This window comes from Dyella humicola, from assembly GCF_026283945.1.
Classification (GTDB): Bacteria; Pseudomonadota; Gammaproteobacteria; order Xanthomonadales; family Rhodanobacteraceae; genus Dyella; species Dyella humicola.
In genome coordinates, this window is the sequence record NZ_JAPDPC010000001.1 from 1,713,012 (window position 1) to 1,737,885 (window position 24,874).

At 63.4% G+C, this 24,874-nt stretch carries 29 protein-coding genes, 1 tRNA gene and 1 other RNA gene; 26 read left to right on the forward strand and 5 right to left on the reverse strand.

Translation table 11 applies throughout. The annotated features are described in order from the left end of the window. Nucleotides 1–28: 28 nt before the first annotated feature. Nucleotides 29–796: a TatD family hydrolase gene (locus tag OUZ30_RS07570; RefSeq protein ID WP_266183128.1), complete on the reverse strand. Its 768-nt coding sequence runs from the start codon at nt 794–796 to the stop codon at nt 29–31. A 138-nt stretch (nt 797–934) separates the two neighbouring features. On the opposite strand from OUZ30_RS07570, the gene OUZ30_RS07575 reads away from it, so the two are divergent. Further along, complete coding sequence (locus OUZ30_RS07575; protein ID WP_266181629.1) at nt 935–1,519, forward strand: glycine zipper 2TM domain-containing protein; 585 nt, start codon at nt 935–937, stop codon at nt 1,517–1,519. An 11-nt stretch (nt 1,520–1,530) separates the two neighbouring features. Beyond that, the gene (locus OUZ30_RS07580) at nt 1,531–2,010 is read left to right on the forward strand and encodes an outer membrane lipoprotein (protein WP_266181630.1); all 480 of its coding nucleotides are present in this window, start codon (nt 1,531–1,533) and stop codon (nt 2,008–2,010) included. Between the two features lie 54 nt (nt 2,011–2,064). Here the strand turns inward: OUZ30_RS07580 and OUZ30_RS07585 are convergent, their stop codons facing one another. Both OUZ30_RS07585 and ygfZ read right to left on the reverse strand, forming a co-directional pair. Beyond that, nucleotides 2,065–2,499 carry a cell wall hydrolase gene (locus OUZ30_RS07585; protein WP_266181631.1) on the reverse strand — a complete coding sequence of 145 codons (435 nt, stop codon included), beginning with the start codon at nt 2,497–2,499 and terminating at the stop codon, nt 2,065–2,067. 462 nt (nt 2,500–2,961) lie between these two features. Next, complete coding sequence (ygfZ, locus tag OUZ30_RS07590; RefSeq protein ID WP_266181632.1) at nt 2,962–3,759, reverse strand: CAF17-like 4Fe-4S cluster assembly/insertion protein YgfZ; 798 nt, start codon at nt 3,757–3,759, stop codon at nt 2,962–2,964. A 227-nt stretch (nt 3,760–3,986) separates the two neighbouring features. Between ygfZ and OUZ30_RS07595 the strand changes: the two genes are divergently transcribed. The 14 genes from OUZ30_RS07595 (at nt 3,987) to lpxK (ending at nt 16,915) form a co-directional block, all read left to right on the forward strand. Further along, complete coding sequence (locus OUZ30_RS07595; RefSeq protein WP_266183130.1) at nt 3,987–4,064, forward strand: DUF1674 domain-containing protein; 78 nt, start codon at nt 3,987–3,989, stop codon at nt 4,062–4,064. A gap of 86 nt (nt 4,065–4,150) precedes the next feature. Next, on the forward strand, nt 4,151–4,546 hold the full coding sequence (gene sdhC, locus OUZ30_RS07600; protein ID WP_266181633.1) for a succinate dehydrogenase, cytochrome b556 subunit: 396 nt from the start codon (nt 4,151–4,153) through the stop codon (nt 4,544–4,546). Beyond that, nucleotides 4,543–4,935, forward strand: coding sequence for a succinate dehydrogenase, hydrophobic membrane anchor protein (sdhD, locus tag OUZ30_RS07605; protein WP_266181634.1), 393 nt, complete (start codon nt 4,543–4,545; stop codon nt 4,933–4,935). Before sdhC ends, sdhD begins: the two co-directional genes overlap by 4 nt. Before the next feature lie 5 nt (nt 4,936–4,940). Then, the gene (gene sdhA / locus OUZ30_RS07610) at nt 4,941–6,728 is read left to right on the forward strand and encodes a succinate dehydrogenase flavoprotein subunit (protein ID WP_266181635.1); all 1,788 of its coding nucleotides are present in this window, start codon (nt 4,941–4,943) and stop codon (nt 6,726–6,728) included. Nucleotides 6,729–6,831: 103 nt separating this feature from the next. Further along, nucleotides 6,832–7,614: a succinate dehydrogenase iron-sulfur subunit gene (locus OUZ30_RS07615; protein ID WP_266181636.1), complete on the forward strand. Its 783-nt coding sequence runs from the start codon at nt 6,832–6,834 to the stop codon at nt 7,612–7,614. A gap of 152 nt (nt 7,615–7,766) precedes the next feature. Beyond that, complete coding sequence (locus tag OUZ30_RS07620) at nt 7,767–8,015, forward strand: FAD assembly factor SdhE (RefSeq protein WP_266181637.1); 249 nt, start codon at nt 7,767–7,769, stop codon at nt 8,013–8,015. Next, complete coding sequence (locus OUZ30_RS07625) at nt 7,987–8,424, forward strand: hypothetical protein (protein WP_266181638.1); 438 nt, start codon at nt 7,987–7,989, stop codon at nt 8,422–8,424. Before OUZ30_RS07620 ends, OUZ30_RS07625 begins: the two co-directional genes overlap by 29 nt. Before the next feature lie 113 nt (nt 8,425–8,537). Beyond that, complete coding sequence (locus OUZ30_RS07630; protein WP_266181639.1) at nt 8,538–9,782, forward strand: lipoprotein-releasing ABC transporter permease subunit; 1,245 nt, start codon at nt 8,538–8,540, stop codon at nt 9,780–9,782. A gap of 4 nt (nt 9,783–9,786) precedes the next feature. Continuing rightward, a complete protein-coding gene (gene lolD / locus OUZ30_RS07635) occupies nt 9,787–10,485 on the forward strand; it encodes a lipoprotein-releasing ABC transporter ATP-binding protein LolD (protein WP_266181640.1) in 699 nt (232 codons plus the stop codon). 109 nt (nt 10,486–10,594) lie between these two features. Then, nucleotides 10,595–12,895 (forward strand): DNA internalization-related competence protein ComEC/Rec2, encoded by a 2,301-nt coding sequence (locus OUZ30_RS07640; protein ID WP_266181641.1) that lies wholly within the window; start codon nt 10,595–10,597, stop codon nt 12,893–12,895. 160 nt (nt 12,896–13,055) lie between these two features. After that, nucleotides 13,056–13,718, forward strand: a complete 663-nt coding sequence (locus OUZ30_RS07645) for a MotA/TolQ/ExbB proton channel family protein (RefSeq protein ID WP_266181642.1) — start codon at nt 13,056–13,058, stop codon at nt 13,716–13,718. Nucleotides 13,719–13,721: 3 nt separating this feature from the next. Then, nucleotides 13,722–14,153 (forward strand): ExbD/TolR family protein, encoded by a 432-nt coding sequence (locus OUZ30_RS07650; RefSeq protein ID WP_266181643.1) that lies wholly within the window; start codon nt 13,722–13,724, stop codon nt 14,151–14,153. Next, complete coding sequence (gene msbA / locus OUZ30_RS07655; protein WP_266181644.1) at nt 14,150–15,922, forward strand: lipid A export permease/ATP-binding protein MsbA; 1,773 nt, start codon at nt 14,150–14,152, stop codon at nt 15,920–15,922. The genes OUZ30_RS07650 and msbA overlap by 4 nt, the downstream gene beginning before the upstream one ends. Nucleotides 15,923–15,931: 9 nt before the next feature. After that, the gene (lpxK, locus tag OUZ30_RS07660; RefSeq protein WP_266181645.1) at nt 15,932–16,915 is read left to right on the forward strand and encodes a tetraacyldisaccharide 4'-kinase; all 984 of its coding nucleotides are present in this window, start codon (nt 15,932–15,934) and stop codon (nt 16,913–16,915) included. Between the two features lie 67 nt (nt 16,916–16,982). Here the strand turns inward: lpxK and OUZ30_RS07665 are convergent, their stop codons facing one another. After that, on the reverse strand, nt 16,983–17,453 hold the full coding sequence (locus OUZ30_RS07665) for a glycine zipper 2TM domain-containing protein (protein WP_266181646.1): 471 nt from the start codon (nt 17,451–17,453) through the stop codon (nt 16,983–16,985). Between the two features lie 153 nt (nt 17,454–17,606). On the opposite strand from OUZ30_RS07665, the gene OUZ30_RS07670 reads away from it, so the two are divergent. Next, nucleotides 17,607–18,005 (forward strand): DUF6165 family protein, encoded by a 399-nt coding sequence (locus tag OUZ30_RS07670; protein ID WP_266181647.1) that lies wholly within the window; start codon nt 17,607–17,609, stop codon nt 18,003–18,005. A gap of 39 nt (nt 18,006–18,044) precedes the next feature. On the opposite strand, the gene OUZ30_RS07675 is transcribed toward OUZ30_RS07670, so the two are convergent. After that, nucleotides 18,045–19,088 (reverse strand): glycosyltransferase family 9 protein, encoded by a 1,044-nt coding sequence (locus OUZ30_RS07675; protein WP_266181648.1) that lies wholly within the window; start codon nt 19,086–19,088, stop codon nt 18,045–18,047. Nucleotides 19,089–19,143: 55 nt separating this feature from the next. Here OUZ30_RS07675 and OUZ30_RS07680 point away from each other — a divergent pair, with 55 nt between their 5' ends. The 9 genes from OUZ30_RS07680 to OUZ30_RS07720 all read left to right on the forward strand — a co-directional run bounded on the left by OUZ30_RS07680 (nt 19,144) and on the right by OUZ30_RS07720 (nt 24,869). Next, nucleotides 19,144–19,869, forward strand: coding sequence for a 3-deoxy-D-manno-octulosonic acid kinase (locus OUZ30_RS07680; RefSeq protein ID WP_266181649.1), 726 nt, complete (start codon nt 19,144–19,146; stop codon nt 19,867–19,869). Then, a complete protein-coding gene (locus OUZ30_RS07685) occupies nt 19,866–20,624 on the forward strand; it encodes an MBL fold metallo-hydrolase (protein WP_266181650.1) in 759 nt (252 codons plus the stop codon). Before OUZ30_RS07680 ends, OUZ30_RS07685 begins: the two co-directional genes overlap by 4 nt. Before the next feature lie 89 nt (nt 20,625–20,713). Beyond that, entirely contained in the window at nt 20,714–21,217 is a 504-nt protein-coding gene (locus OUZ30_RS07690) for a DinB family protein (protein WP_266181651.1), read from the forward strand. Nucleotides 21,218–21,312: 95 nt separating this feature from the next. Then, nucleotides 21,313–21,405 (forward strand) — tRNA-Ser (locus OUZ30_RS07695). A gap of 61 nt (nt 21,406–21,466) precedes the next feature. Continuing rightward, nucleotides 21,467–21,563, forward strand: an RNA gene (ffs, locus tag OUZ30_RS07700) — signal recognition particle sRNA small type. Nucleotides 21,564–21,662: 99 nt separating this feature from the next. Further along, entirely contained in the window at nt 21,663–23,339 is a 1,677-nt protein-coding gene (gene dnaX, locus OUZ30_RS07705) for a DNA polymerase III subunit gamma/tau (protein WP_266181652.1), read from the forward strand. 21 nt (nt 23,340–23,360) lie between these two features. Further along, nucleotides 23,361–23,684: a YbaB/EbfC family nucleoid-associated protein gene (locus OUZ30_RS07710; RefSeq protein WP_130620510.1), complete on the forward strand. Its 324-nt coding sequence runs from the start codon at nt 23,361–23,363 to the stop codon at nt 23,682–23,684. A 175-nt stretch (nt 23,685–23,859) separates the two neighbouring features. Then, entirely contained in the window at nt 23,860–24,453 is a 594-nt protein-coding gene (gene recR / locus OUZ30_RS07715) for a recombination mediator RecR (RefSeq protein ID WP_266181653.1), read from the forward strand. A gap of 5 nt (nt 24,454–24,458) precedes the next feature. After that, nucleotides 24,459–24,869 carry a GNAT family N-acetyltransferase gene (locus OUZ30_RS07720; protein ID WP_266181654.1) on the forward strand — a complete coding sequence of 137 codons (411 nt, stop codon included), beginning with the start codon at nt 24,459–24,461 and terminating at the stop codon, nt 24,867–24,869. The last annotated feature ends 5 nt before the right edge of the window (nt 24,870–24,874 follow it).

Genomic DNA, 24,874 nt, shown 5'->3' on the forward strand with positions numbered 1-24,874 from the left:
AGCACTGTACCGTCGGGTTCAACAAGTCTCAGTCGAGCTTGAACAGGCGCCGTGCGTTCGCGGTGGTCGCTGCCGCCACGGCAGCCGCGTCCTCGCCCCGCAGCAGCGCGACGACACGCAATATTTCGGCAAGTCGCATCGGCTCATTGCGCTGGCCCCGATGCAAGGCATCCGGCTGATCGGGTGCATCGGTCTCGAGCAGCAAGTGTTCGATCGGCATCGTGCCGACGATGTGGCGGAGTCGTTGAGCCCGTTCATAGGTGGCGGGGCCGCCGATGCCGATGTGAAAGCCGAGCTCCCACAATCGTTCGGCCTGCTGCAGGCTGCCCGAAAAGCTATGCACGACGCCACGCAGGCCGCCTATGCGCTTGATCGTGGAAGTGACCTCATCCATGGCGCGCCGTGCATGGACTGTCACGGGCAGGTCGAAATCGCGGGCGATTCGAAGTTGCCGAAGAAAGTACTCGCGCTGTCGTGCGGGATCGAGATCGGTCAGGAAAAAGTCGAGGCCGATCTCGCCTACCGCGATGGCGTGATGGTTTTGCAATTGGGTGACGAGCTCGTCGAGATGCTCTGGACGATGCTGGTCCAGGAACATCGGATGCAGGCCATAGGCCGGGTGGGCCTGGGCATGATTGGCGCAGATCGATGCGATGCGCGGCCAGGAAGCCTGGTCCACCGCCGGCACCACGATATGCCGAATGCCTGCCTCGCGAGCCCTCGCGAACATCAGGTCGCGGTCGGCGTCGAAACTCCTGTCATCGATATGGGCGTGGCTGTCAGTGAGTTCGAGCACAGATTGCAAGGTCCTGTCCCGGGAAAATGGCCGATTTCGATCTAAGCGAACATTCAGTGAATGAGAGGTTCAATGGGTGCACGTTCGGGTCGTACAGGCGGAAGCGGGGTGCTCCGCCGATCCAGACAGGAGAGCATTATGAACAGGTTGGTCGTTACAGCGTTGAATCTCGGAGTCGGCGCCGTACTGGTTTTTGGTCTATCGGCATGTAATCGCGACGCCAATGCCGATGGTGGTGTGGATGCTACGACGCAGCAGGCGCCGGCTCAGGACGCTCCCGCTTACGCCCGAGTCGTCAGCGTGACGCCGGTCCACCAGGCGGCCAGTGCCCCGCGACAGGAGTGTCATGACGAAGTCGTCACACAGCGCGCGCCGGTAAAGGACACCCACCAGATTGCCGGCACCGCCATTGGTGCCGTCGTGGGTGGTCTGCTCGGTAATCAGGTAGGCGGTGGCAAGGGGCGTACGCTCGCGACGGTGGCGGGTGCCGCCGGCGGCGGTTACGCCGGTCATGAGATCCAGAAGAATCACCAGGAGAACAACACCGTCTCGAGCACGCAAAAGCATTGCACCACGGTGAACGACAACACGGGCGACCGTGTGGTGGCGTACGACGTCAGTTACGAATACAAGGGCGTGACCCGCACGGTGCGGATGGATCATGACCCGGGCGACAAGTTGCAGGTACAGGAGGGCGTGGTCGCCGTTTCCGACGCTCACTAAGGATTCACGCCATGCAGACACGTCGTAGACAGTTTGCAGTTGCTGGGCTCGTTTCTATCGTCGCCATCGTTTCCGGATGCACGCCGCCACCGCAGCGTCCGCCCGTGGCCTTCAATAGCTACGCATCCCCCAGCGAGCACTGCGAACTGTGCGGCGTGGTGAATGACGTGCGGCAGGTGGCTGTGCCCAAGGGAGCGTCGCCTGGCGGCATGGTGATCGGTGCCATTGCGGGTGGCCTGCTTGGCAGCACCATCGGCGGTGGCAGTGGTCGAACTGCTGCCACGGTGGTTGGTGCGGTCGCCGGTGGCGCTGTCGGCAACGAGGTCGGCAAGAACGCTGGAAGTTCTGATTTGCAATGGCAGGTCACGATGCGTCTCGACGATGGCCGTGACGCGACGGTTACGCAGGCAGGCGATCCGCAAGTCCGGCCAGGTGATTACGTGCAGATTCGCAATGGCCATATTTTAGGTTATGACGTTATGGACGGCTAGACGTCCATAACAAAAAGGCCCTCTTTTGAGGGCCTTTTTTCTTGTTTGTCGAGGCTAGTTGACGGCGTAGAAGGCGTGTTCGCCAATCGTCTTTACGATGCGTCGGGTCGACCATGATGGCGCGACGGCGAGCGTGGCGAAATGATCTGCTTGCGGCACATAGACCGTGCGCTCACTCTTCGGCAGGCTCCAGTTGCTGATCGAGTCGCCGGCAATTTTCCACGCCTTGGTCCACGAGTTCAGGTCAGTGACTTCGAAGGTGCGTGCGGTCGTGGTCAATGCGAATTGATTCGGTGAGGTGACGACCTTGCAGACGCTGCCGCCCCATGTGCCGCGATCTCGGCGGCGAAGTGCAACTTCCGCCACCGCGTACTGGCCAATGGTCGATTCACTGCGTGCCTCGAGATACACCGTCGTGGCCAGGCAGGTCTGGTCCGCAAGGGGTTGGGGTAGCACGGACGCTAGCCACAACAGCATGGAAAGTTTCATTAGATCTGCCTCCAACGTGCTGTACGCGCGAGATCGATGTTGCTGAGCTCATGCGCCGTTGCGGTGGACGGGCGGGCAGGCCGTTCCACCTGGATTAAACCCACCAAACCGAAACTTGTGGCTGGGCGGTTTGCCACGGGATTGTGGCCAGTCGAGCGGCTGATCCGGGGCCACTCTCAACATGTTGTGCTGCAAAGGCATTGCTCGGGTACTAACGACCTCGTTGCCTGCAACTTCGTCCGCGCTTAGGGCGGCATGTACTCCGACATCGCTGTCGGGTCGCGCTGATCCGGACCCTTCCGGTTCGTCGCGTATATCGACACCCATGGGCTGGGGGCGTCGTTCAATTGGTCGGCGGAGCCTAGTAGCGCACTACGAGTATGGCAAGTGCCGAGCCATTCAGATTCACGTCGCGCTCACATTGCTGTGATGCCGTCGTGAATCCTTGCGCAATGATCATGGTCATGCGGACCAGCTGTTTGTAACTCGCATCGACACGTCTCCGTCTACACAGTGCGGGGCACCCTGATCGAACTGTGAAACGATGTCATCACCGATGATGGCAAGTGCTTCGATGCTGTGCGCGTCGGCTGCAACATCGAGCAGTTGGGCAACCTCCTTGCTCTCATGGCGCAGCACGGTGCCCGCATGCAAGGGTTGCGACAATACGACGCAATGCATATGCCGCTTATGGCCTCCGCGATAATGCAGTCGCGCCACGATCTCCTGCCCTGGATAGCAACCCTTGTCGAAGGCAACTGCCTGCAATCGCTCAAGCGATAGCGCCGGTGCCAGATATTGGTCGAGCGCGTTGTCGGGCAGCCATGGCCAGCCCGCACGAATCTGCGGAAGTCGCCACGTATCGTCTTCACTCGCGCCCACCACCAGGCTGTACGCGCCGCAGCCGAAAATGGTCGCGTCGCCTTCACGACTTAAAGCGTAAGTGTCGAGCGCTGGGCCTGTGCCGAGTGCGCGCGGTTCGTGCGCGGTCAGCCTGAGCTTGGAGCGGAACACGAAACGCTGAAGCGACTGCGCCATCGGCGCAGCTTCGCCGCCGCGCAGTAGCAGGAGCAAGGCGTCGTCGGCAAGCCTGGCCAGATGGAACAGCGCACGGACGCGTCCTTGTGCATCCAGCCACGCACTGAATTGCCATTGCCCGATGGCGAGCGACTGGACGTCGCTACTGAATTGGGCCTGGGCAAAGGCCCTAGCATCCGGGCCTTCGATTAGAAGGGTTTGAGCAGAATAGTGTGTGGGCATATGCCGGCCGAGGTGAGGGCGGAGCAGGAGTGACACAAGTGACACAGGTGCGACGGGCTTACTGTCAGACGATCGCCCGGCCGTCAAGGTTGTGCTGAATTTACGCAAGTATTACGCTTTCACAGCTTTCACATACCATGTCCGATACGTCCTCCCAACCAGAGTCCAAGCCCGCTTCCGTTCCCTCGGAGCATGCAACCGTGCCTACTGTTCCGGCGACGGACAAGATGTCGGTGGAACGGCCGGCGCCGGATCCCACACGCTACGGCGATTGGGAAAAGAACGGGCGCTGTATCGACTTCTGATCTGTCGGGCCGGCTCATGCGCTGGCCTCGAAGGAAACAGGGAAGGGCGTTAAAGGGCATCAGCGATTCCACTCAGGATAGCCGCCATGGCAGACACGCAACGACCGCTCTCTCCTCATATGGGCATATATAAGTGGCAGGTGCAGATGGTGACATCCATCCTGCATCGTGCGACCGGCATTGCCCTGGCCGTGGGCACCCTGATGGTGCTGTGGGGGGTGTTTTCTCTCGCACAAGGCGAAGAGAACTACAACCAGTTCAAGATCTGCATCGGTAGCCCGCCGGGCCTGGTGCTGATGTTCGGTTGGTCCTGGGCGCTGTTCTATCACCTGTGCAACGGCATTCGTCACCTGATCCAGGATGGCGGTGCTGGTTATGCCATCCCGCAGTTCATCCGCTCCAGCTGGCTGTCGATCATCGTGAGCATCCTGCTCACTGTCATCGTGTGGGCCTATGTACTGACCGCCGGAGGTGCCGCATGAGCACGGGCAAGGATTTCCAACATCCGCTCAAGCGCGCTCGTGGCCTGGGCTCGGCGCAGTCGGGCGTAAGCCACTGGTGGACGCAGCGAATCACCGCCGCCGCCCTGGTGTTCCTGAGCCTCTGGTTCGTCGTGATTGTGCTGAGCCTGCTGCATGCCGACTACGCCACCGCGCGCGCCATCGTGGCCAAACCCTGGAACGCCTTGCTGCTGGTGGCCTTCGTGCTCACCGTGTGCTGGCACGCCGTGCTCGGCCTGCAGATCGTGATTGAAGATTACGTGCACACCCGCTGGAAGGAGGTTGCCCTCCTGGTGCTGGTCAAGTTCATTGCCGTATTGGGCACATTGGCGACGCTGATGGCCGTGCTGCGCGTGGCGCTGGGAGCCTGAGTTCGATGGAAAGCTACAAGATCCAACAACATAAGTATGACGTGATCGTGGTCGGCGCTGGTGGCGCGGGCCTGCGCGCCACCTTCGGCCTGGCCGAGAAGGGCCTCAAGGCCGCCTGCATCACCAAGGTGTTCCCGACCCGTTCGCACACCGTGGCGGCGCAGGGCGGCATCTCGGCGGCACTCGGCAACATGGGCGAGGACGATTGGCGCTTCCACTTCTACGACACGATCAAGGGCTCGGACTGGTTGGGTGACCAGGACGCGATCGAATACATGTGCCGCGAGGCGATTCCGGCGATCATTGAGCTGGAACACTACGGCGTGCCGTTCTCGCGCACCGAAGAGGGCAAGATCTACCAGCGTCCGTTCGGCGGCATGACCACGCATTACGGCAAGGGCACCGCGCAGCGCACCTGCGCCGCAGCCGACCGTACTGGCCATGCCATCCTGCACACGCTGTACCAGCAGGCGCTGGCGCACGATGCCACATTCTTCATCGAATACTTCGCCATCGACCTGATCTTCGACGAAGAGGGTGTGTGCCGCGGCGTGCTCGCGCTGGACATGAACGAAGGCACCTTGCACTTCTTCCGCGGCCACTCGGTGGTGCTGGCGACCGGTGGTTACGGTCGCGCCTACTTCAGTGCCACCTCGGCCCATACCTGCACCGGTGACGGTGGCGGCATGGTGTTGCGCGCGGGTCTGGCGTTGCAGGACATGGAGTTCGTGCAGTTCCATCCGACCGGCATTTACGGTTCGGGTTGCCTGATCACCGAAGGTGTTCGCGGCGAAGGTGGTTACCTCACCAACTCCAATGGCGAGCGCTTCATGGAGCGCTACGCGCCGAACGCGAAGGATCTGGCCTCGCGTGACGTGGTCAGCCGCGCCATGACGATGGAGATCCGCGAAGGTCGCGGCGTGGGTGAGCACAAGGACCACATCTTCATCAACCTGATGCACCTGGGCGCGAACGTGATCCACGAGCGCCTGCCTGGCATTGCCGAATCGGCACGCATCTTCGCTGGCGTGGATGTGACCAAGGAGCCGATCCCGGTCATCCCGACCGTGCACTACAACATGGGCGGCATCCCCACCAATTATCACGGTGAGGTGGTGCAGAAGAAGGGTGATAACGTCGACGCCATCGTGCCGGGCCTGTTCGCCATCGGCGAAGCGGCCTGCGTGTCGGTGCACGGCGCCAACCGCCTGGGTTCCAACTCGCTGCTCGACCTGGTGGTGTTCGGTCGTGCCGTGTCGCATCGCTGCGCCGAGCTGATCAAGCCCGATACCGCGCACAAGGATTTGCCGTCCAACGTGCTGGACAAGGCCCTGGCCCGCTTCGACGACCTGCGCAACGCCAAGGGTAGCCAGCCGACCGCCAAGATTCGCGCGGAAATGCAGCGCACCATGCAGTCCGATGCGGCGGTGTTCCGCACGGGCGAGTCGTTGAAGGAGGGCTGCGAGAAGATTTCAAAGGTCCGCGATTCGTTCAAGGACGTGGCCGTCAGCGATCGTTCCATGGTGTGGAACTCCGACCTGATCGAGACGCTGGAACTGGCCAACCTGCTGGATCAGGCCGTGGCCACCATGTACTCGGCGGCTCAGCGTCACGAGAGCCGCGGCGCGCATGCCCGCGAGGATTTCCCCGATCGCGACGATGCGAACTGGCAGAAGCACACGCTGGTGGCGGTGGATGAAGCCGGCAAGACCAGCTTCGATTTCCGTCCGGTGCATATGTACACCATGACCGATGAAGTCGATGTGGTGCCGCCGAAGAAGCGCGTTTACTAACCGGGTTCGAACTCCTCAGGGGTTCGGCTCGAGGTTCTTTCATCGTTGTACCGGCGCTCGCAAGACGAGCTGTTACGGCAAGCACGAGATTAGTGAGGCAAACGTGGCAGAGTTTTCGCTACCCAAGAATTCCAAGGTCCAGCCCGGCAAGCACTACCCGGCCAAGGACGCCAAGAAGCCGCGCACGTTCCGCATCTATCGCTGGACGCCGGACGATGGTCAGAACCCGCGCATCGACACCTATGAGGTCGATCTGGCCGCGTGCGGCCCGATGGTTCTGGACGCGCTGCTGAAGATCAAGAACGAGATCGATTCGACGCTGACGCTACGTCGATCGTGCCGCGAAGGCATTTGCGGTTCGTGTGCGATGAACATCGATGGCACCAATACGCTGGCCTGCACCAAGGCCATTGAGGATTGCGGTTCGGGCGACGTCAAGATCTATCCGCTGCCGCACATGCCGGTGGTGAAAGACCTGGTGCCCGACCTGACGCACTTCTACGCCCAGTTCGCCTCAATCAAGCCCTGGCTGCGCACGCAGAGCCCGGCCCCGGCCGACAAGGAGCGTCTGCAGTCGCCGGAGGACCGCAAGAAGCTCGACGGCCTCTACGAGTGCATCCTGTGCGCCTGCTGCTCGACCAGCTGCCCGAGCTACTGGTGGAACGGCGACCGTTACCTCGGTCCGGCCATCCTGTTGCAGGCTTATCGCTGGATCGTCGACAGTCGTGATGAAGACACCGGTGCGCGCCTGGACGACCTGGAAGATCCGTTCAAGCTGTATCGCTGCCACACCATCATGAACTGCGCGCGCACCTGCCCGAAGGGTCTGAACCCGGCGAAGGCGATTGCGGAGATCAAGAAGCTGATCGTCGAGCGCAGGACTTGATCTTCATTCCCTCTCCCCGGCGGGGAGAGGGTAGGGTGAGGGCGGGTGCTCGCGAAAGAGTTTCTACTTGCCACTACTGAGGCAAGATTGCCCCTCACCTCAATCCTCTCCCCGGAGGGGAGAGGAAGCAACTAGGAGGCGCCACGCTTTTTATGGAAGAAGCCCGCATCAAACGCCTCCGCTGGCGCACCCGTCGCGGTACCCGCGAACTGGACGCCCTGTTCGGCGGCTGGCTGGACGAGCGTTTTGCCGAGGCCGACGAGGCGCAGCGCCAGGCTTTCGAAGCCTTGCTGGACGTGCAGGACCCGGACCTGTGGGACTGGGTCATGGGGCACGCCAAGGCATCTCGCCCGGATTGGCAGGCGATCATCGATGACATCCGCGCCCGCCATCGGCTTTGAGTATTCGCCGTCGCGTTGGCTCCCGCGCTTGCTCGCAGGGATGTCGATGCTGGCCCTGTTGGCGATACTGCTGGCGGCTGTCCCGTTCTGGTTGAAGTACCCGCTGGCGCTCATGCCGGTGCTGGCGGCTCGTTACGCCGCGTTGCGTTTCAAGCGGTCGCCGGTGCGCGGGGCTGGCTGGAGCCGCGATGGCAGCTGGACCTTGCGCTTCGCCTCCGGCGACGACCTGCCGGCCTCGCTGGGCTCGTTTCGCGTGATAGCCGATGTCATCTGGCTGCGACTGACCTTGGCAGGCGGTGGCAGCGTCGTTTTGCTGCTGGCGCCCGACAATACGGATGCCGATATCCGGCGGCGGCTCCGTATGCGCCTGGCCTTGCCTGCCCACGACGAGGCGGCGAAGCCGGTCTAGCGAGCCCGGGCACTCTGCCGGCTGAACGCGGTCCTACGGTTTGCCCGGTTATCAGGCGATAATCGGCGCCACTTGGGCGGCTAGCCCTTTCGAATCCCACAAGCGACCTGCCCATGTTTCGACCGTTAGAGCTTTTTATCGGCCTGCGTTACACCCGAGCCAAGCGTCGCAACCAGTTCATCTCCTTCATCTCCACCGTGTCCATCGTCTGCATTGCGATCAGCGTGACCGCGCTGATTACGGTGATGTCGGTGATGAACGGCTTCGATAACGAGCTGCGCACGCGCATCCTGGGCGCCATTTCCCATGCCACCGTGTCGGGTCTGCCGGGCGAGAGCGTGCAGAACTGGCCGCGTGCGGTGCAGATTACCGATGCCAACAAGCACGTCCTGGGCGCTGCGCCCTACGTGGAGATGCAGGCCTTCCTGCAGGCACGCCGGCCGAGTGGCGCGCTGGTGCGCGGCATCGAACCATCGGAAGAACCGAAGGTTTCGGACATCGGTACCCATATGGTGGAGGGCCGTCTGACCGATCTCACGCCTAGTAGCTGGAATATCGTGCTCGGTCGCGAGCTGGCGATGACGCTTGGCGCCTCCGTGGGTGACAAGATCACCATGGCCGTGCCCGAGCTCCGCGCCACGCCGATGGGCAGCGTGCCGCGGGTACGTGGCTTCAAGGTCGTCGGCATCTTCGAGCTCGGCATGCAGGAGTTCGATGCCAATCTCGCCCTCATCAACATGAGCGATGCCGAGAGGCTCAACAGCATGACCGGCCCCACCGGCATCCGCCTGCGCCTGGATGACATGTTCAATGCGGGCCTGGTCGCGCATCAGCTGGCCGACCAGCTGGGCCAGGTCTACCGGGTCGACACCTGGATGGACAGTCACGCGAATTTCTTCTCTGCCATCTCGATGGAGAAGAAGGTGATGTTCATCATCCTCTCGCTGATCATCCTGGTGGCGGTGATCAACCTCATCTCGATGCTGATGATGCTGGTAACTGACAAGCAGGCCGATATCGCGATCCTGCGCACGCTGGGCTCGACGCCGCGCAGCATCATGGGCATGTTCATGGTGCAGGGCGTGCTGGTGGGCGTGGTTGGCATCGGCTTCGGCGTGGGTCTTGGCTCGCTGCTGTCCTGGAAGTTGCCCGTCATCGTGAAATGGATCGAGAGCGTCACCGGCGTGACCTTCCTGTCGCCGGACGTCTATTACATCAGCGAGCTGCCCAGCAAGCTGCTAGCCAGCGATGTGGGCTGGGTGGCCTTGATCACCTTCCTGTTCTCGTTACTTGCCACCCTCTATCCCGCGTGGCGCGCCTCGCGTACCCAGCCGGCACAGGCGCTGCGCTATGAATAAGCCCATGACCTCAAAAAACGACATCGTGCTGCGTGCCAGCAACATCGCCAAGGTCTACGAAGAAGGCGACCTGAAGACTGACGTGCTCGCCGATGTCAGCTTTACTCTGAAGCGCGGCGAGACACTGGCCATCGTGGGCGCATCGGGCTCGGGCAAGAGCACGCTGCTGCACATCATCGGCGGGCTCGACAGCTTGACGCGCGGCGAGGTGGAAGTGGAAGGGCAGAATCTTTCACGACTTTCCGATGCCGATCGCGGTCGCGTGCGCAATCGCTCGATGGGTTTCATCTACCAGTTCCATCACCTGCTGCCCGAGTTCACGGCGCTGGAGAATGTGTGCATGCCGCTGCTGATCCGCGGCGTGGCCATTGCCGAGGCAGAGCGGGCGGCCACGGCCTTGCTCGAACGCGTGGGCCTGGGCAAGCGCTTGCAGCATAAGCCGGGCGAGCTTTCGGGTGGCGAACGCCAGCGTTGCGCGGTGGCGCGTGCACTGGTAACGCGGCCGGCTTGCGTGCTGGGTGACGAGCCCACGGGCAATCTCGACGAAGGCAACGCGGCACAGGTCTACGACCTGATGCTGGAACTCAATCGCGAGATCGGCACCAGCTTTATCCTGGTGACGCACGACAATCGCCTGGCTGCGCGGATGGACCGTACGCTGGAACTGCACAACGGCGTGCTGATCGAGAAGATTCACGCCTGAGCGCGGGCGTTCTTCAGCAACCAGGTTGAGCCAACGCCTACACGCACTGCGCTGCTGCGCAGGCAAGTGGGCACTAACCTGTCTCCTTCCTCAGGGAAGGGGGTGGCTGATGCTGCACAGGAACGGCGCGATTGGGCCGGGCATGATGTTGCTGATCGGCGTGCTGGTTGTGCAGTGGCTGCCGGCACTGCCTGCACGCGTGTTCTGCGTGGCGTTGGTGGTGATCGCGCTTGGTCTGGCGTGGCGTGTACCGCGTCTGCGCTGGCTCGCCTGGGGAGTGTTCGGCATTGCCTGGGCTTGCTGGCGCGGCGGCATGGCGATGGAGTCGCGACTTCCTCGCGACTGGGAAGGTCGCGACCTGCAGGTCGTCGGCACCGTCAACGACCTACCCATGCGCCGCGATGACGCCACGGGTTTCTTCCTGTCGGTCACGCGCGCCGAGCTTGATGGCACACCGGTCACATGGCATGGACGCGTGCGGGTGAACTGGTACAACGACGCGCCGCCCATCGCACCCTGTGGTCGTTGGCAGCTGACACTACGCCTGAAACGGCCGCGCGGCCTGATCAATCCAGGCGGCAGCGATAGCGAGCGCACCGCGCTGGAACGCGGCATCGTGGCCACCGGTTATGTGCGCGACGACCCTTCGAATGTTCCGCTGGGCCGGGCACGTTTTTGCATTGACGGTGTGCGCGATGCGATCAGTCGCGGCATAGCCGCGCGCGTCGCCGACACGCACGATGCCGCGCTGCTGCAAGTCTTCGCCGTGGGCGATATCCGCGGCCTGAATCAGCAGGACTGGGAGGTCGCGCGGGCCAATGGCATCCCGCACCTCATTTCCATCTCCGGATTCCATGTGGGCGTGGCGGCGCTGTTCGGTATCTGGTTGGCGCGACTGGCCTACTGGGTGTTGCCTGCATGGGGCCTGTGGTTGCCGCGACCTCAGGCCCTGGCGGCAAGTGCGTTACTCACTGCTGGCCTTTACAGCGCGCTGGCCGGCTTCAGCCTGCCAACTGTGCGAACGCTGTTGATGATCGGTGTGGTGGCGCTCGCTCGTTGCTTGCGTCGCCAACCCACCGGTCTGCAATCGCTGGCCATGGCCCTGGTTGTCGTCCTGTTGTTCGATCCGCTGAGTGTGTTGGCCGCAGGGTTCTGGCTCTCCTTTGTCGGCGTGGCGTTTCTCATGCTCTGCCTGACCACGCGTGGTCGTGGCCTGCGCGGCTTCCTGCATGAGTTGTCGGCGGGGCAGCTGGTGATGACGCTATCGCTGCTTCCCCTCACGATGTGGTTCTTTGGTGAGGCGTCGCTGGTCGGTGCCCTGTCCAATCTGATCGCGGTGCCCTTCGTCAGTTTTGTGATCGTGCCTTGCGCCTTGCTCGGCATGCTGTTGCTCGGGCTGTGTCCGCCGCTCGCTACACCGATGCTGTGGCTGGCCGGCAAGTTGTCGCACGCCCAATGGTGGTTGCTGGAACGCATGGCGACTTGGCCGGGCGCCCACTGGTATCTGCCCGAGGTCCGCTTGTGGGCATTGCTGCTGGCGACGTTGGGGGCGTTGTGGTTGTTCACGCCGCGTGGCGTGCCGATGCGTTGGCTGGGTGGGTTGTTGTTTCTACCGTTGCTGCTGCCCCCGCGTGCCTCGATCGGCGAGGGGGCGTTCCAGCTGTGGGTATTGGATGTGGGGCAGGGATTGGCGGTGTTGGTGCGCACCCAGCACCATGCCCTGGTATACGACGCCGGCGCGCGCTACCCATCGGATTTTGATCTGGGCGAGGCCGTGGTGCTGCGCTCCATGCGAGCGCTGGGCATCGTCGACCTGGATCTGCTGGTGGCGAGCCATGCCGACAATGATCACGCGGGTGGGGTGCCGGTTGTGGCGAGGGCGTTTCCCGCGGCCCAGCGTTATTCAGGTGAACCCGAACGCCTGCCCTTGCCGATGGCGCCCTGTGTAGCCGGACAGTCCTGGGTTTGGGACGGTGTGACCGTGCGCGTGCTGCCATCAGGAGCGAAATCGGGGGTGCGTAACGACCATTCCTGCGTGTTGCTGATCGAGGGGCGTGGTGGCCGGGCCTTGCTCACCGGCGACATCTCCTCGCGCGCCGAGCCAACGGTGGCAGGCGACTTGCCGCCAGGTCCACCGTTGGTGTTGTCCGTGCCGCATCACGGCAGCCGCAGCTCGTCCAGTGCCGCCTTCATCCAGGCGACCCAACCGACGCTGGCGCTGATTTCCTCCGGCTGGCGCAACCGGTTCCGTCACCCGCATCCGCTGGTCATTCAGCGCTACGAAGACGCTGGCATTCCCTGGCTGAATACCGCGACCTCGGGTGCGATCCAGGTCGATTTTCCGGCCGATGCGCCGCCCCGGGTGACATCCGAGTGGCGCCGGTGCCAACCGCGCTACTGGCGCGAATAGGCCTTGGCGGGCTGACCGGCGGAGAACATGAACGGCTGGCCTCGCCCTCGATTCCGCACCCCAATCCAGCTTTTTGCACAACTGCCACCGGTGCCGCGGAACCGCTGGATGGGGCTGTTATGATGCGCCCTTCCTAACGATCGAGTGGCGCGGAGTCGTTGTGCTGGAAATTCTGATGGCTGGTGGCTGGGCGATGTTGCCCATCCTGATCTGTTCGGCGGTCGCCCTGGCGATCGTGCTGGAGCGTTGCTGGACGCTGCGTCGTCGCTCGGTGCTGCCGCCCGGTTTGGGCGAAGAAGTACGCAACTGGGCGCGCTCGGGCCAACTGGACCCGAACCACCTGACAGCGCTGGCCAACGGTTCGCCGCTGGGTGAGCTGCTCGCCTCGGCGTTGGCCGTGCGCAATCGCCCGCGCGAGTTGATCAAGGAGCGCATCGAAGATACGGGCCGCCACGTCGTGCATCGCATGGAGCGTTATCTAAATACGCTCGGCACCATTGCCTTGATCGGCCCGCTGCTCGGCCTGCTGGGCACGGTGATTGGCCTGATCCGCATGTTCATGGACGTGATGAAGGGCGGGGTGGGCGATCCGATGAAGATGGCAGGCGGTATCGGCGAGGCGCTGATCTGCACGGCCACCGGTCTCATCGTGGCCATTCCCGCTTACGTGCTGCACCGGTATTTCCGCTCCAAGGTGGCTGGCTACTGCGTGGAGATGGAACGGCAGGCCACCGTATTGCTCGATGAGTTGACGATTGTCCAGCAGCCAGCTCCGCGTACGCGCGCTGCAGCTCGAGCCACGACCGAGTCGAGCGCGGGCTGACGCATGCGTATTGGCAATGACCGTCGGCAAGACGATTTCGAGATCAACGTGATCTCGCTGATCGACGTGCTGCTAACCCTGCTGATGTTTTTCGTGCTGACCACCACCTTCATCCAGCACTCGCGGATGCAGGTGACGCTGCCCAAGGCCAGTGCCGAGGAACGCGATATGCAGGCCCCCGCGCTCACCGTCGTGGTGGATCGTGATGGCCATTTCTACGTAGGCAGCGATGAGGTGCTGGGCGAGGGCGTGGAGCCGCTCAAGCAGGCCATCGCCAATGTGGCCGGCGACGATCGCGAGCGCCAGGTGACCATCCGCGCCGATGCCATGACGCCGCATCAGAACGTGGTGATGGCGATGGACGCGTTGGGCCAGCTGGGCTTTAGCAAGCTATCCATTGCCACGACGCCGACGCAGGAGCAGGGCAAGCCGTGAGCAAGAAGAACAAAGGGGTCTGGGATGCCGAGGCGTGGCAGACCTATAGGCGACTGATTGGTTACACGAGCCCTTATAAGCTGATCGCCGTGCTGACCGTGCTGGGCATGGCGGTGGATGTTGGTTGCCTGGCGCTTTTCACCAAGCTGATCCAGCCGATGCTGGACGACATGTTCACCAAGAAGTCGGCCTATCTGATCTTCTGGATGCCGATCTGGATCGTTGCGATCTTCATCGCGCGTGCGTTCGGCACGTTTGCCTCTGACTATGGCATCGCCTATGTCGGGCGCAACGTGGTGCAGGTGATTCGCCAACAGGTTTTCGCGGCCTATCTGCGGCTGCCCGCACCGTTCTTCTCCGAAGAAGCGTCGGGGCATCAGATAGCGCGAATCACCTATACCTCCGAGCAGGTCGCCTCGGCGACCACCGATTCGCTCAAGGTCATGGTGACCGAAAGTCTGATGGTGGTCGGCATGTTGGGCGTGATGCTCTCTCAGAGCATATACCTCACACTTGCGCTCTTCGTGCTGGCGCCAACCGTGCTGCTGATCGCCACCGTGGTTAGCCGGCGTTATCGTCGGATCAGCGGACGTATCCAGGACATGATGGGCACGGTGACGGGCTCGGTCGAAGAAGCCGTCAACGCGCATCGCGAAGTGCGAATCTATGGTGGCCAGGATTTCGAGCGCCAACGATTCGATGAGGTGGCCGAGCGCACGCGAACTCTTAATCTAAAAGTATCATTCACCAGTTCGCTTTCCAGCTCCACCATCCAGACCATGGGGGGGGCGGCGATCGCCGCACTAGTGCTGTTGGCCACGCGTCCGGGCGTGCTGGGCCACATGTCGCCGGGCATTTTCTTTTCGGTGCTGACGGCCATGGGCGCGATGATGCCATCGCTCAAGCGTCTGACCGGGGTGCAGGGCAGTGTCCAGCGCGGCCTGATCGCAGCGAAGGATCTCTTTGGCATCCTCGACCGGCCACCGGAGATAGATAACGGCACGCTGTCCATCACGCGTTGCGTTGGCGATATCACGTTCCGCGACGTGCACCTTAGCTATCGCGATTCGACCGAAGAAGCCCTGCGTGGCGTCAATCTGCATTGCCGTCCCGGCACGGTCACGGCGCTGGTCGGGCGTTCGGGCAGCGGCAAGAGCAGCCTGGCCAGCTTGCTGCCTCGTTTTTACGAACCCACGGCTGGCCAAGTGCTGCTCGATGGTCACGCCCTCGATGAATACCTGCTCGCCGAGCTGCGTCAGCAGATCGCGTGGGTGGGCCAGAATGTGGTGATGTTCGACGACACGGTGGCCAACAACATCGCCTACGGTGAGCTGGCCGGTGCCAGCGAACAGGACATCATCGCCGCCGCCGAAGTGGCCAATGCGATGGAGTTCATCAGTCGCATGCCGCAGGGTCTGCAGAGCCGCGTCGGCGAGCGCGGTGGCATGTTGTCCGGTGGCCAGCGGCAACGCATTGCGATCGCCAGGGCCATCCTCAAGAACGCACCCATCCTGGTGCTGGACGAGGCGACCAGTGCGCTGGATACGGAATCCGAGCGGCTGATTCAGCAGGCATTGCAGCGACTGATGAAAGACCGTACCACGCTGGTGATCGCGCATCGTCTTTCCACCATCGAGCATGCCGACCAGATTGCCGTGATGGACCTGGGCCGTATCGTCGAGCGCGGCACCCATGGCGAACTACTGGCCTTGGGCGGGAAGTATGCCGCGCTCCATCAGATGCAGTTCCGCAATCCGGGCAGTGACTGAGGCGCAGTCATGACACTGGCCGAACGTCTCGAATCGGCTTGGTATGGTGCTGGGCGAGCACTCTGGTGGGCGGCACCGCTTGCCGTCCTCTACGGCGTGGCGATTCGTTGGCGTCGCGTCTTGTATCGACGTGGCCTGCTGAAACAAGTGCGCTTGCCGGTGCCCATCGTGGTCATCGGCAACCTCAGCGTCGGCGGCACCGGCAAGACACCGGTCACCATTGCCGTGGCTGACGCTTTGCGCCGGCGCGGCTATACACCTGGTGTCGTCAGTCGTGGTTATGGCGGTTCCCAGGCCGAGCCCATGCTGCTCGACGCTGCAGCCGATCCCGCCAGGGTGGGCGACGAGCCTTGCCTGATCCGCGCCAGCGGTGTCGCCGTGGCGGTGGGTCGCGATCGCCCCGCCGCCGCCAGGCTTTTAATCGATGCGGGCTGCGATGTCGTGATCGCCGACGACGGCCTGCAACACTATGCGCTGGCGCGGGACGTGGAGATCTGCGTGATCGACGGGGTGCGCCGTTTCGGCAATGGGCGGCTGCTACCTGCCGGCCCGCTGCGCGAACCGCTGTCTCGCCTGCAGCAGGTGGACTTCCGCATCAGCAACGGCGGAGTCGTGGCCCCCGATGATGTGCCCATGCAACTGCAAGGAGGCCTGGCGCGGGCATTGGCCGACGATCACGTCAAGCCGCTGTCTGACTTCGTCGGGCAAACCGTGCACGCTATAGCGGCCATCGGCCACCCGCAACGCTTCTTTGCCAGCCTGCGCACGCAAGGCATCACGGTGGTGGAGCATGCGTTTCCTGATCACCATGCTTTTGTGGCGGCCGATCTGGCGTTCCCCGACAGTCGGGCGGTCCTGATGACCGAGAAGGATGCAGTGAAGTGCCGTGCCTTTGCCCAGGCGCACTGGTGGGCGGTGCCAGTTCGGGCCGTGCTGCCACCGGCCTTCTACGATGATTTGGTGGCGCGACTGGCTTCTGTCCGCCACCAATGAGCGCCATGTTTCGGGCAAGAAAAAAGCCGACCCTGGGACCGGCTTTTTGTTTCTGAGCCGGCTGCGCCTACTGGATGCGCGAGATACTGCCGTTCGGGTCGATCTGCACGATATCGCCTGGACGGATGGCGCTGGCATCCGGCACGGTGACATTGGCGATGCTGCCATTGCCCATGCGCACGTGCACGGTGAAGCTCTGGTGGCCACCACCGCTATTGGCGCCGATGCGGTTGCCCGCATAGCCACCGCCGACCGCGCCGGCCACCGTAGCCAGGGTGTTGCCCTTGCCCTTGCCGACCTGGTTGCCCAGCACGCCACCGGCAATGCCGCCGATGATGGTGCCAGCCATGCTGTGGTCACTGCCTTGGCTGACATTCTGGTCAATCGAGTCGACGGTGCCGCACTGGTCGCAACGCACGTAGATGCCGTCGTTGCGGACCAGGACGTTGCCGTTGCCGCGGGACTGGGCGCCGGCAGCAAGCGGGCTGAGGGCAAGCAGGGCGGCCAGGGGCAGCATGAAAAAACGTTGCGTAGACATGGAACCTCTCTGATTGGGGGGCAGTTGCAATGACAGTCTAATGCGACAGGCTGAACCATCGGAGAAGACATCGAATTATGATGTGCGTTCCATCAGGCGGGCATCGTGACCGATTTGTCACGGGGCGCCGTCCAGACCAGCCGGAGTTCTTCCATGAGCCTTATTCAAGTCCCCGTTTCCTACGGCGAGCTGATTGACAAGATCACCATTCTGGAAATCAAGTCGCAGCAGATGACCGACCCCGCCAAGCTGGCCAACGTTCGCAATGAGCTTGACCTGCTCAACGCCACCTGGTCCAGCGCCGCCGCTTCCCAGACCGACATCGCCGACGAGCGCGCCCGCCTGCTGGCGGTCAACGAGCTGCTGTGGGACATCGAGGACCGCATCCGCCTCAAGGAAAAGGACCAGGCTTTCGATGCACAGTTCATCGAGCTGGCCCGCGCTGTGTATTTCCGCAACGACGAGCGCGCCGCCGTGAAACGCGAGATCAACCTCAAGCTGGGCTCCCAGCTGGTGGAAGAGAAGTCGTACAAGGACTACCGCGCGCCGTAAGCGCGGCTACGCCACGCGGCGGCAACCGCCGCGTGGCGATCAATCCAAGCCAAGGTGACGAGCGCAGGCTTCGAAGCGATCGATGGTGTCATCTACGCTGATCAGATCCATCACGCCTGGCTTTTCAATCTTGCTGCCCCAGAGAATCTCGCTGGCCGGTTTGCCGAAGTATTTTCGCGAGGCTTCGTCGTATTTGTTCACACACCAGCGGCGATCGGAATAGGGGCCGGAGCGATCCGGGTTGCTGGCGGCATGCAGGCCCAACACTTTGCAACCGACCGCGTTGGCCATATGCATTGGCCCCGAATCCGGCGTCAGCAACATCGGGGCGCGCGCAAGCATCGCCATCAACTGCTTGAGCGTGTCCTTGCCGGTGAGGTTGAGCGGTGCGTGGCTGCAGGCTCCGAGCACGGCGTCGGCCATCTGACGTTCGAGCGGCGATGGACCACCAACCAGTACCACGCGCCACCCGCGCGCGTTGGCGTGATCCATCACGGCCGCATACCGTTCTGGCCGCCAGTTGCGCAGCACGTGGCTGGAGGTGGGGCTGACCAACAGGGTCGGCGTGTCGCCGGGTAACTGTTCGGCCGCCCAGGTGTGTGCCTGCTCGGGTATGGGAATGCCCCACTGCACATCGGTCTGCTTGAGTCCCAGTGGTTCGCAGAAACTGCCGATGGCTTCGAGCACATGCTCGCCCGTGCGCGCGGGGATGCGCTCGCTGATGACCAGGCCATGGCCGTCCTTGGCGCGCGCCTTGTCATAGCCAACGCGCTGGCGTGCCTTGATGAACAGGCTGAGCAGGTTGGAGCGCAGTGCCACTTGCATCTGCAGCAGCGCATCGAAGCGTTGGCCACCCAGCGCCTCGCCCACGGCGCGCATGCCGGCCAAACCGGCGCCCTTGTCGAACGTTACGAAGGTAACGCCGGGCAGGTCGCCCACCAGGCGTCGCTCCAGCTTGCCGATGATCCAGGTCAGCTCCGTTTGTGGCCATGCCTTTTGCAGGGTCCGCACCAGCGGCACCACATGGGTGACATCGCCAATGGCGGAAGTGCGTAGCAGGCAGATCGAGGAGGGAGCGGGCATGGGCTAGAATCGCTGGACTCGGTACAGGGTAGGCGTCGATAACGCAGGGGGCGCGATGCAGGAACGAATCCGCGAGGACTCCACCGGAGCGATTCTGTTCGACTCGGCGGTGTTGCCACAAGTCGACAATGACTGGTTCGTGCCCGAAGCCTGGCGTGAACGCGGTGCGCTGCGCCAGCAGGCGGGGGGCCGCGGTGGCATTGCCATCATCGATACCCCGGTGGGCGAATGCGTATTGCGGCACTACCGGCGCGGCGGCCTGGTGGCCACCTGGATGGGGGACCGTTACCTGTGGACCGGCGCCGATCGCACGCGCAGCTTCAGTGAATTCCGCTTGCTTGGTGTCATCGCGTCGCTCGGCCTGCCTGGGCCGCAAGCCGTCGCTTGTCGCTACCAGCGGAGCGGACTCTTTTATACAGCTGACCTGATCACCCGCCGCATTGCCCCATCCCAGACGCTGGCGGAGTGCCTGGCAGCCGGTTTGCTCGACAGCGAGATGGCCGAGCTGGTGGGCGCGCTGGTGGCGCGCTTTCATCGGGCCGGCATCTGGCATGCCGACCTCAATGCCCACAACGTGCTGGTGACGTCGGACGAGCTTTACCTCATCGACTTCGATCGCGGCCGCCAGCGGCAGCCTGCGGAGGCGTGGCAGCAGGCCAACCTGCAGCGCTTGCGTCGCTCGCTGGTAAAGCTGGGGGCGGCGGCCCAGGATCAGACCGGCTTCGAAGAGCAACTGTGGAAACCCCTGGTCTACCGCTACGAGCGTACCCTTCGCGCATGAACTGGAATCTGCATTTTCTTGGTGTTGGCGCGGCGCATGCCGTGGAGCTGGGCTCGTCGGCGGTCGTGCTCGAGCGGGATGGCGCGCCTATGCTGCTGGTCGATTGCGGCCCCGATACGCTGGATCGTTACCAGGCAGCCTATGGCGAACCGCCCAGCGCGGTTTTCATCACGCATACCCATATGGATCATGTGGGTGGCATGGAGCGGTTGTTTTTCCGACTGTGGTTTGACGAGCAGTGGCGCGGGCGCACCAAGCTGTTCCTGCATGCCGGTTTGATGACTTGGCTGCAAACGCGTGTGGCGGACTACCCGAACGCGCTGGCCGAGGGCGGCGTGAATTTCTGGGAAGCGTTTCGGCTGGTGCCGTGCACGCGCGGATTCTGGCTCGATGGCCAGTGGTTCGATGTGTTTGCCACGCGCCACCATATGGCGGGCACGTCCTATGGCGTGGCGTTGGCGGGCAGCTTTGCCTATACCGGCGATACGCGTCCGATTCCTGAAGTGCTGGCGCGGGTTGCCGCGGGTTCGGAGGTGATTGCGCACGACTGCGGCCTGGTCGGTAACCCGTCGCATACCGGCATCGACGATATCGAGCGCGAATACGACACGGCACAGCGCCAGCGGATGCGGCTTTATCACTATGGCAGCGAGACGGATGGTGCCGCGCTGGTGGCTCGAGGTTATGCCATTGCGCGAACGGGTGAGCGCATCGCGCTGCCGGAACCCGCGCCGACCCGGCCTGATGCCGGCTAGGCATGACCTCGATGTACCGTCATCTGACTTCGCATGAATGAAGGGCGGAGTCCCCAGCCACGACCTTCAGCCACAGGGCATCTACCGTCATGACAGCCCGCTATTTGCATAAATTGCTGCGTTACCGCGCCTGGGCCGACCAGCTGACCTACGATGCTGTCGCCGCCCTGCCGGAAGGGGCCGCCGAGGCGGTGCGCGCCACGATTTTCGGCAATATGCTGCGCACGCTAAGCCACACCTACGTAGTTGACGATATTTTCCAGGCGCACCTGCAGGGACGCCAGCACGGATATACCAGTCGCAACACGCCCGAGCCGTTGGTGCTGGATGAGCTATGGCGGCGCCAGCAGGCCATGAACGACTGGTACCTCGGTTACGCCGAGGCGCTTTCGCCAGCCCAGGCCGTCGAGGAAGTGACATTCCAGTTCATTGGTGGCGGCGAGGGGCGCATGAGCCGCGAGGAGATGATTCTCCATGTGGTCAACCATGCCACCTATCACCGCGGCTTCGTCGCCGACATGTTCTACCAGGTACCGGCCAAGCCGCCGGCCACCGACCTGCCGGTATTTCTGCGCGACGTTCCCCAGCCCTGAGCCGACCGGCGCTCTCTTGTACGAAAGGTCCGCTGCCGTTATCCTTTCGCCTCTTTGCCGGGGCTGTTGCACGGTAAAAGAGGTTTCACCACCGCGGAGAGGTGTCCGAGTGGTTGAAGGAGCACGCCTGGAAAGTGTGTATACGGCTTATCCCCGTATCGCGGGTTCGAATCCCGCCCTCTCCGCCAGTGAGTGAAACCAAGCGACGCCCCCTGGGCTGCCGCAAAATGTACGTCTCTATGGTGGCCCTGTCGGTCCCCCCGCGACGATAGTTCGTAAATTCCGCCAGGCCCGGAAGGGAGCAACGGTAGCGAATGATTCGGGTGCCGGGGTGTGGCTGGCAGGGCCGCCGCCTTTCTGGCCCCCTGGCAGCCGTCGCGACGGATGTTACTGACTTGCCGCGAGCGACTTGGCACAATCGACGCTCGCCCCAAGGTAGTAACGCATGTCCTATCAGGTCCTCGCGCGCAAATGGCGCCCCCGCAAGTTCGCCGAACTGGTCGGGCAGGAGCATGTGGTGCGCGCGCTCACCAATGCGCTCGACACCGGCCGCATGCACCATGCCTATCTGTTCACCGGCACCCGCGGCGTGGGCAAGACCACGATTGCACGCATCTTCGCCAAATCGCTGAACTGCGAGCGCGGCGAATCGGCCGATCCCTGTGGCGAATGCGCGGTGTGCACGGCGGTCGATGCCGGCCGCTTCGTGGACCTGCTGGAAATCGACGCTGCCAGCAACACCGGTGTGGACGATGTGCGCGAAGTAATCGAGAACGCGCAGTACGCGCCGGCCAGGGGGCGCTTCAAGGTGTACCTGGTCGACGAGGTGCACATGCTCTCCAAGCCGGCCTTCAATGCGTTGCTGAAGACGCTGGAAGAACCGCCGCCGCATGTGAAGTTCCTGCTCGCCACCACCGATCCGCAGAAGCTGCCGGTGACCGTGCTGTCGCGCTGCCTGAAGTTCAACCTCAAGCGGCTGCTGCCGGAGCAGATCTCGGGACAGATGCGCCACATCCTGGGCGCTGAAAACATTCCCTATGAAGACGCCGCCATCGCCGAACTGGCGCGTGGCGCGGATGGCTCCTTGCGCGACGGCCTGTCGCTGCTGGACCAGGCGATCGCCTATGGCGGCGGCTCGCTGCGCGTGGACGATGTCCGGGCGATGCTCGGCAGCGTGGCGCGCGGCCAGGTGCTCGGTCTACTCGACGCGCTGGCGGCCGGCAACGGTGATGCCTTGCTGGCCGAGTGCACGCGCATCGCCTCGTACTCGCCCGACTTCGGCGGCGTGCTGGACGATGTGGCCAGCGTGCTGCATCGCATCCAGCTGATCCAGCTGGTGCCAGGTTATCGACCGGATGTAGACGGCAGCGATGACGACGCCCTGATGACGCTGGCGCAGCAGCTGGCGCCCGAAGACGTGCAGCTTTACTACCAGATCGCCACGGCGGGCCGCCGTGATCTTGCCTTGGCGCCGGACGCGCGCACCGGCTTTGAAATGGCGATGCTGCGGATGTTGGCGTTCCGGCCCGCCGATGGCGGTGGCGCAAACATTGCCGAACGTCCGTCGGCTCCTGCATCGCGCGCATCCGCACCGCCGCCACGTGCAGCATCGCCCGTTGTAAACGAGCGGATGCACGTTGCCAGCGTGGCCGCGGCGACCCTGCCCCAACCAGCGCCAGCGGCATCGCCGGCACCGGCGGTGGCGCCACGGGAACCAGTGGCTCTCGACGCGAATGGACTTCCTCACTGGGATGCCCTGATCGAACGCGCCAATCTCCGCGGTCCGCTGGGGCAGCTTGCGCAGAATGCGGCCTTGCGTGGGCGCGAAGGCAGCACCCTGCTGCTGGCCTTGCAGCCGGCGCATATGCATCTTGCCGTCGAGCCGATGGTAGGGCAGATGGAGGAGCGCATCAGCCAGACGCTCGGCGAACGTATCCGCCTGCGCTTCATGGAGGAGCGCGGCGTGACCACCGAAACGCCAGCGGCGCGTGCCGCCAATGCGCGCGAAGCCGCGCAGTCGGCGGCCGAGCAGGCCATCGAAGAAGATCCCCTGGTGCAGTCGCTCAAGCGCGAGTTCGGTGCGCGCGTGGTGCCCCAGTCGATCAAGCCGTTTGAGAACTGACAGAGATAAGCGGAGTACGTCATGAGAGGACAGATCGGCCAGCTAATGCAGCAGGCCCAGCGCATGCAGGACGAGATGAAGCGCGCGCAGGAAGAAATCGCGAAGCTGGAAGTCACGGGAAGCGCAGGTGGCGGCCTGGTGAGCGTGCTTATGACCGGCGCACACGAAGTACGTCGAGTGCAGATCGATCGCAAACTGTTCGCCGATGATCCGGAGATGGCCGAGGATCTCGTCGCTGCCGCGGTGAACGACGCGGTGAACAAGGTCGCCGAGGTCAGCAAGAACAAGCTTGGCGGCGTCACCTCGGGCATGAATCTGCCGCCAGGCTTCAAGATGCCGTTCTAAGTTTGTGTTGTAGGAGCGCACCCAGTGCGCGACAAACCGGCAGGAATGCCGGCTTGCACAGCGCAAGCTGCCCGCAGGGCGAGGGCCAAGGATGGCCCGAGTGAAGAACGTTTCGGCGTCAGCACTCCGTTGGCTTTTCGCGCACTGGGTGCGCTCCTACACGTCACAGGGACCCATGAGCAAGCTCCTCACCGACCTGATCGAAGCGCTCCGCTGCCTGCCCGGCGTGGGTGGCAAGAGCGCGCAACGGATGGCCTTCCATCTGCTGGAGCGCGACCGCCAGCGTGGCTTGCGCCTGGCTCAGGCGCTGGAGCAGGCGATGCGCCAGATCGGCAACTGTTCGCGCTGCCGCAACTTCAGTGAAACGCCGATCTGCTCGTTGTGCGCCAGCGCGAGCCGCGACCGCCAGATACTGTGCGTGGTGGAATCGCCTACCGAACTGGCGGCGATCGAGCAGGCGACGGGTTTTCGAGGGCAATACTTCGTGCTGCTCGGCAGGCTGTCGCCGCTCGATGGCCTCGGCCCAGAAGAGCTGGGGCTGGACCTGCTCTCGGAGCGACTGGGTGAGGGCGAAATCGAGGAGCTGATCATCGCCACCAATCCCACCGTGGAAGGCGAGGCGACGGCACACTACCTCGCGCAACTGGCGCGTGCGGCCAACGTACGGCCTTCGCGGCTGGCTCATGGCGTGCCGCTGGGCGGCGAGCTGGAATACGTCGATCGCGGCACCTTGGCGCATGCGTTCGGCAGCCGGCAATCGTTGGATTGAAGGCCATGACATCGGCACCGCAGCTCTCGCTTGAGATTCCTGGCGCCGACGAATACCGCGCCTTGCGTAGCGCTGCGGGCTTGAGCGCGATGACACCTGAAGCGGCTGCCGTGGGGCTGCCGGCGAGCTGGTGCTCGGTGTGTGTACGTCACCAAGGCGAGCTCATCGGCATGGGCCGCGTCGTCGGCGACGGCGGGCTATTCCTGTTCGTGGTCGACATCGCCGTGGCGCCGGCTTGGCAGGGCCAGGGCTGGGGCCGGCGCATCATGCAGGCCTTGATGGATCAGGTGCATGCACGCGCGCCGGCTCGCGCCATGGTCGGGCTGATCGCCGATGGCACGGCGTCCAGGCTTTACGAGCCATTCGGTTTCAAACTCGTGGCGCCGGTGGCGCACGGTATGCTGCTGCGTCTGTAAACGGA

Excerpts from the sequence above, each read along its gene's own strand:
- OUZ30_RS07575 (WP_266181629.1), top strand. The coding sequence starts at position 935 with ATGAACAGGTTGGTCGTTACAGCGTTGAATCTCGGAGTCGGCGCCGTA.
- OUZ30_RS07580 (WP_266181630.1), top strand. The coding sequence starts at position 1,531 with ATGCAGACACGTCGTAGACAGTTTGCAGTTGCTGGGCTCGTTTCTATC.
- OUZ30_RS07585 (WP_266181631.1), bottom strand. The coding sequence starts at position 2,499 with ATGAAACTTTCCATGCTGTTGTGGCTAGCGTCCGTGCTACCCCAACCC.
- ygfZ (WP_266181632.1), bottom strand. The coding sequence starts at position 3,759 with ATGCCCACACACTATTCTGCTCAAACCCTTCTAATCGAAGGCCCGGAT.
- OUZ30_RS07595 (WP_266183130.1), top strand. The coding sequence starts at position 3,987 with ATGTCGGTGGAACGGCCGGCGCCGGATCCCACACGCTACGGCGATTGG.
- sdhC (WP_266181633.1), top strand. The coding sequence starts at position 4,151 with ATGGCAGACACGCAACGACCGCTCTCTCCTCATATGGGCATATATAAG.
- sdhD (WP_266181634.1), top strand. The coding sequence starts at position 4,543 with ATGAGCACGGGCAAGGATTTCCAACATCCGCTCAAGCGCGCTCGTGGC.
- sdhA (WP_266181635.1), top strand. The coding sequence starts at position 4,941 with ATGGAAAGCTACAAGATCCAACAACATAAGTATGACGTGATCGTGGTC.
- OUZ30_RS07620 (WP_266181637.1), top strand. The coding sequence starts at position 7,767 with ATGGAAGAAGCCCGCATCAAACGCCTCCGCTGGCGCACCCGTCGCGGT.
- OUZ30_RS07625 (WP_266181638.1), top strand. The coding sequence starts at position 7,987 with ATGACATCCGCGCCCGCCATCGGCTTTGAGTATTCGCCGTCGCGTTGG.
- OUZ30_RS07630 (WP_266181639.1), top strand. The coding sequence starts at position 8,538 with ATGTTTCGACCGTTAGAGCTTTTTATCGGCCTGCGTTACACCCGAGCC.
- lolD (WP_266181640.1), top strand. The coding sequence starts at position 9,787 with ATGACCTCAAAAAACGACATCGTGCTGCGTGCCAGCAACATCGCCAAG.
- OUZ30_RS07640 (WP_266181641.1), top strand. The coding sequence starts at position 10,595 with ATGCTGCACAGGAACGGCGCGATTGGGCCGGGCATGATGTTGCTGATC.
- OUZ30_RS07650 (WP_266181643.1), top strand. The coding sequence starts at position 13,722 with ATGCGTATTGGCAATGACCGTCGGCAAGACGATTTCGAGATCAACGTG.
- lpxK (WP_266181645.1), top strand. The coding sequence starts at position 15,932 with ATGACACTGGCCGAACGTCTCGAATCGGCTTGGTATGGTGCTGGGCGA.
- OUZ30_RS07665 (WP_266181646.1), bottom strand. The coding sequence starts at position 17,453 with ATGTCTACGCAACGTTTTTTCATGCTGCCCCTGGCCGCCCTGCTTGCC.
- OUZ30_RS07670 (WP_266181647.1), top strand. The coding sequence starts at position 17,607 with ATGAGCCTTATTCAAGTCCCCGTTTCCTACGGCGAGCTGATTGACAAG.
- OUZ30_RS07675 (WP_266181648.1), bottom strand. The coding sequence starts at position 19,088 with ATGCCCGCTCCCTCCTCGATCTGCCTGCTACGCACTTCCGCCATTGGC.
- OUZ30_RS07680 (WP_266181649.1), top strand. The coding sequence starts at position 19,144 with ATGCAGGAACGAATCCGCGAGGACTCCACCGGAGCGATTCTGTTCGAC.
- OUZ30_RS07685 (WP_266181650.1), top strand. The coding sequence starts at position 19,866 with ATGAACTGGAATCTGCATTTTCTTGGTGTTGGCGCGGCGCATGCCGTG.
- OUZ30_RS07690 (WP_266181651.1), top strand. The coding sequence starts at position 20,714 with ATGACAGCCCGCTATTTGCATAAATTGCTGCGTTACCGCGCCTGGGCC.
- dnaX (WP_266181652.1), top strand. The coding sequence starts at position 21,663 with ATGTCCTATCAGGTCCTCGCGCGCAAATGGCGCCCCCGCAAGTTCGCC.
- OUZ30_RS07710 (WP_130620510.1), top strand. The coding sequence starts at position 23,361 with ATGAGAGGACAGATCGGCCAGCTAATGCAGCAGGCCCAGCGCATGCAG.
- recR (WP_266181653.1), top strand. The coding sequence starts at position 23,860 with ATGAGCAAGCTCCTCACCGACCTGATCGAAGCGCTCCGCTGCCTGCCC.
- OUZ30_RS07720 (WP_266181654.1), top strand. The coding sequence starts at position 24,459 with ATGACATCGGCACCGCAGCTCTCGCTTGAGATTCCTGGCGCCGACGAA.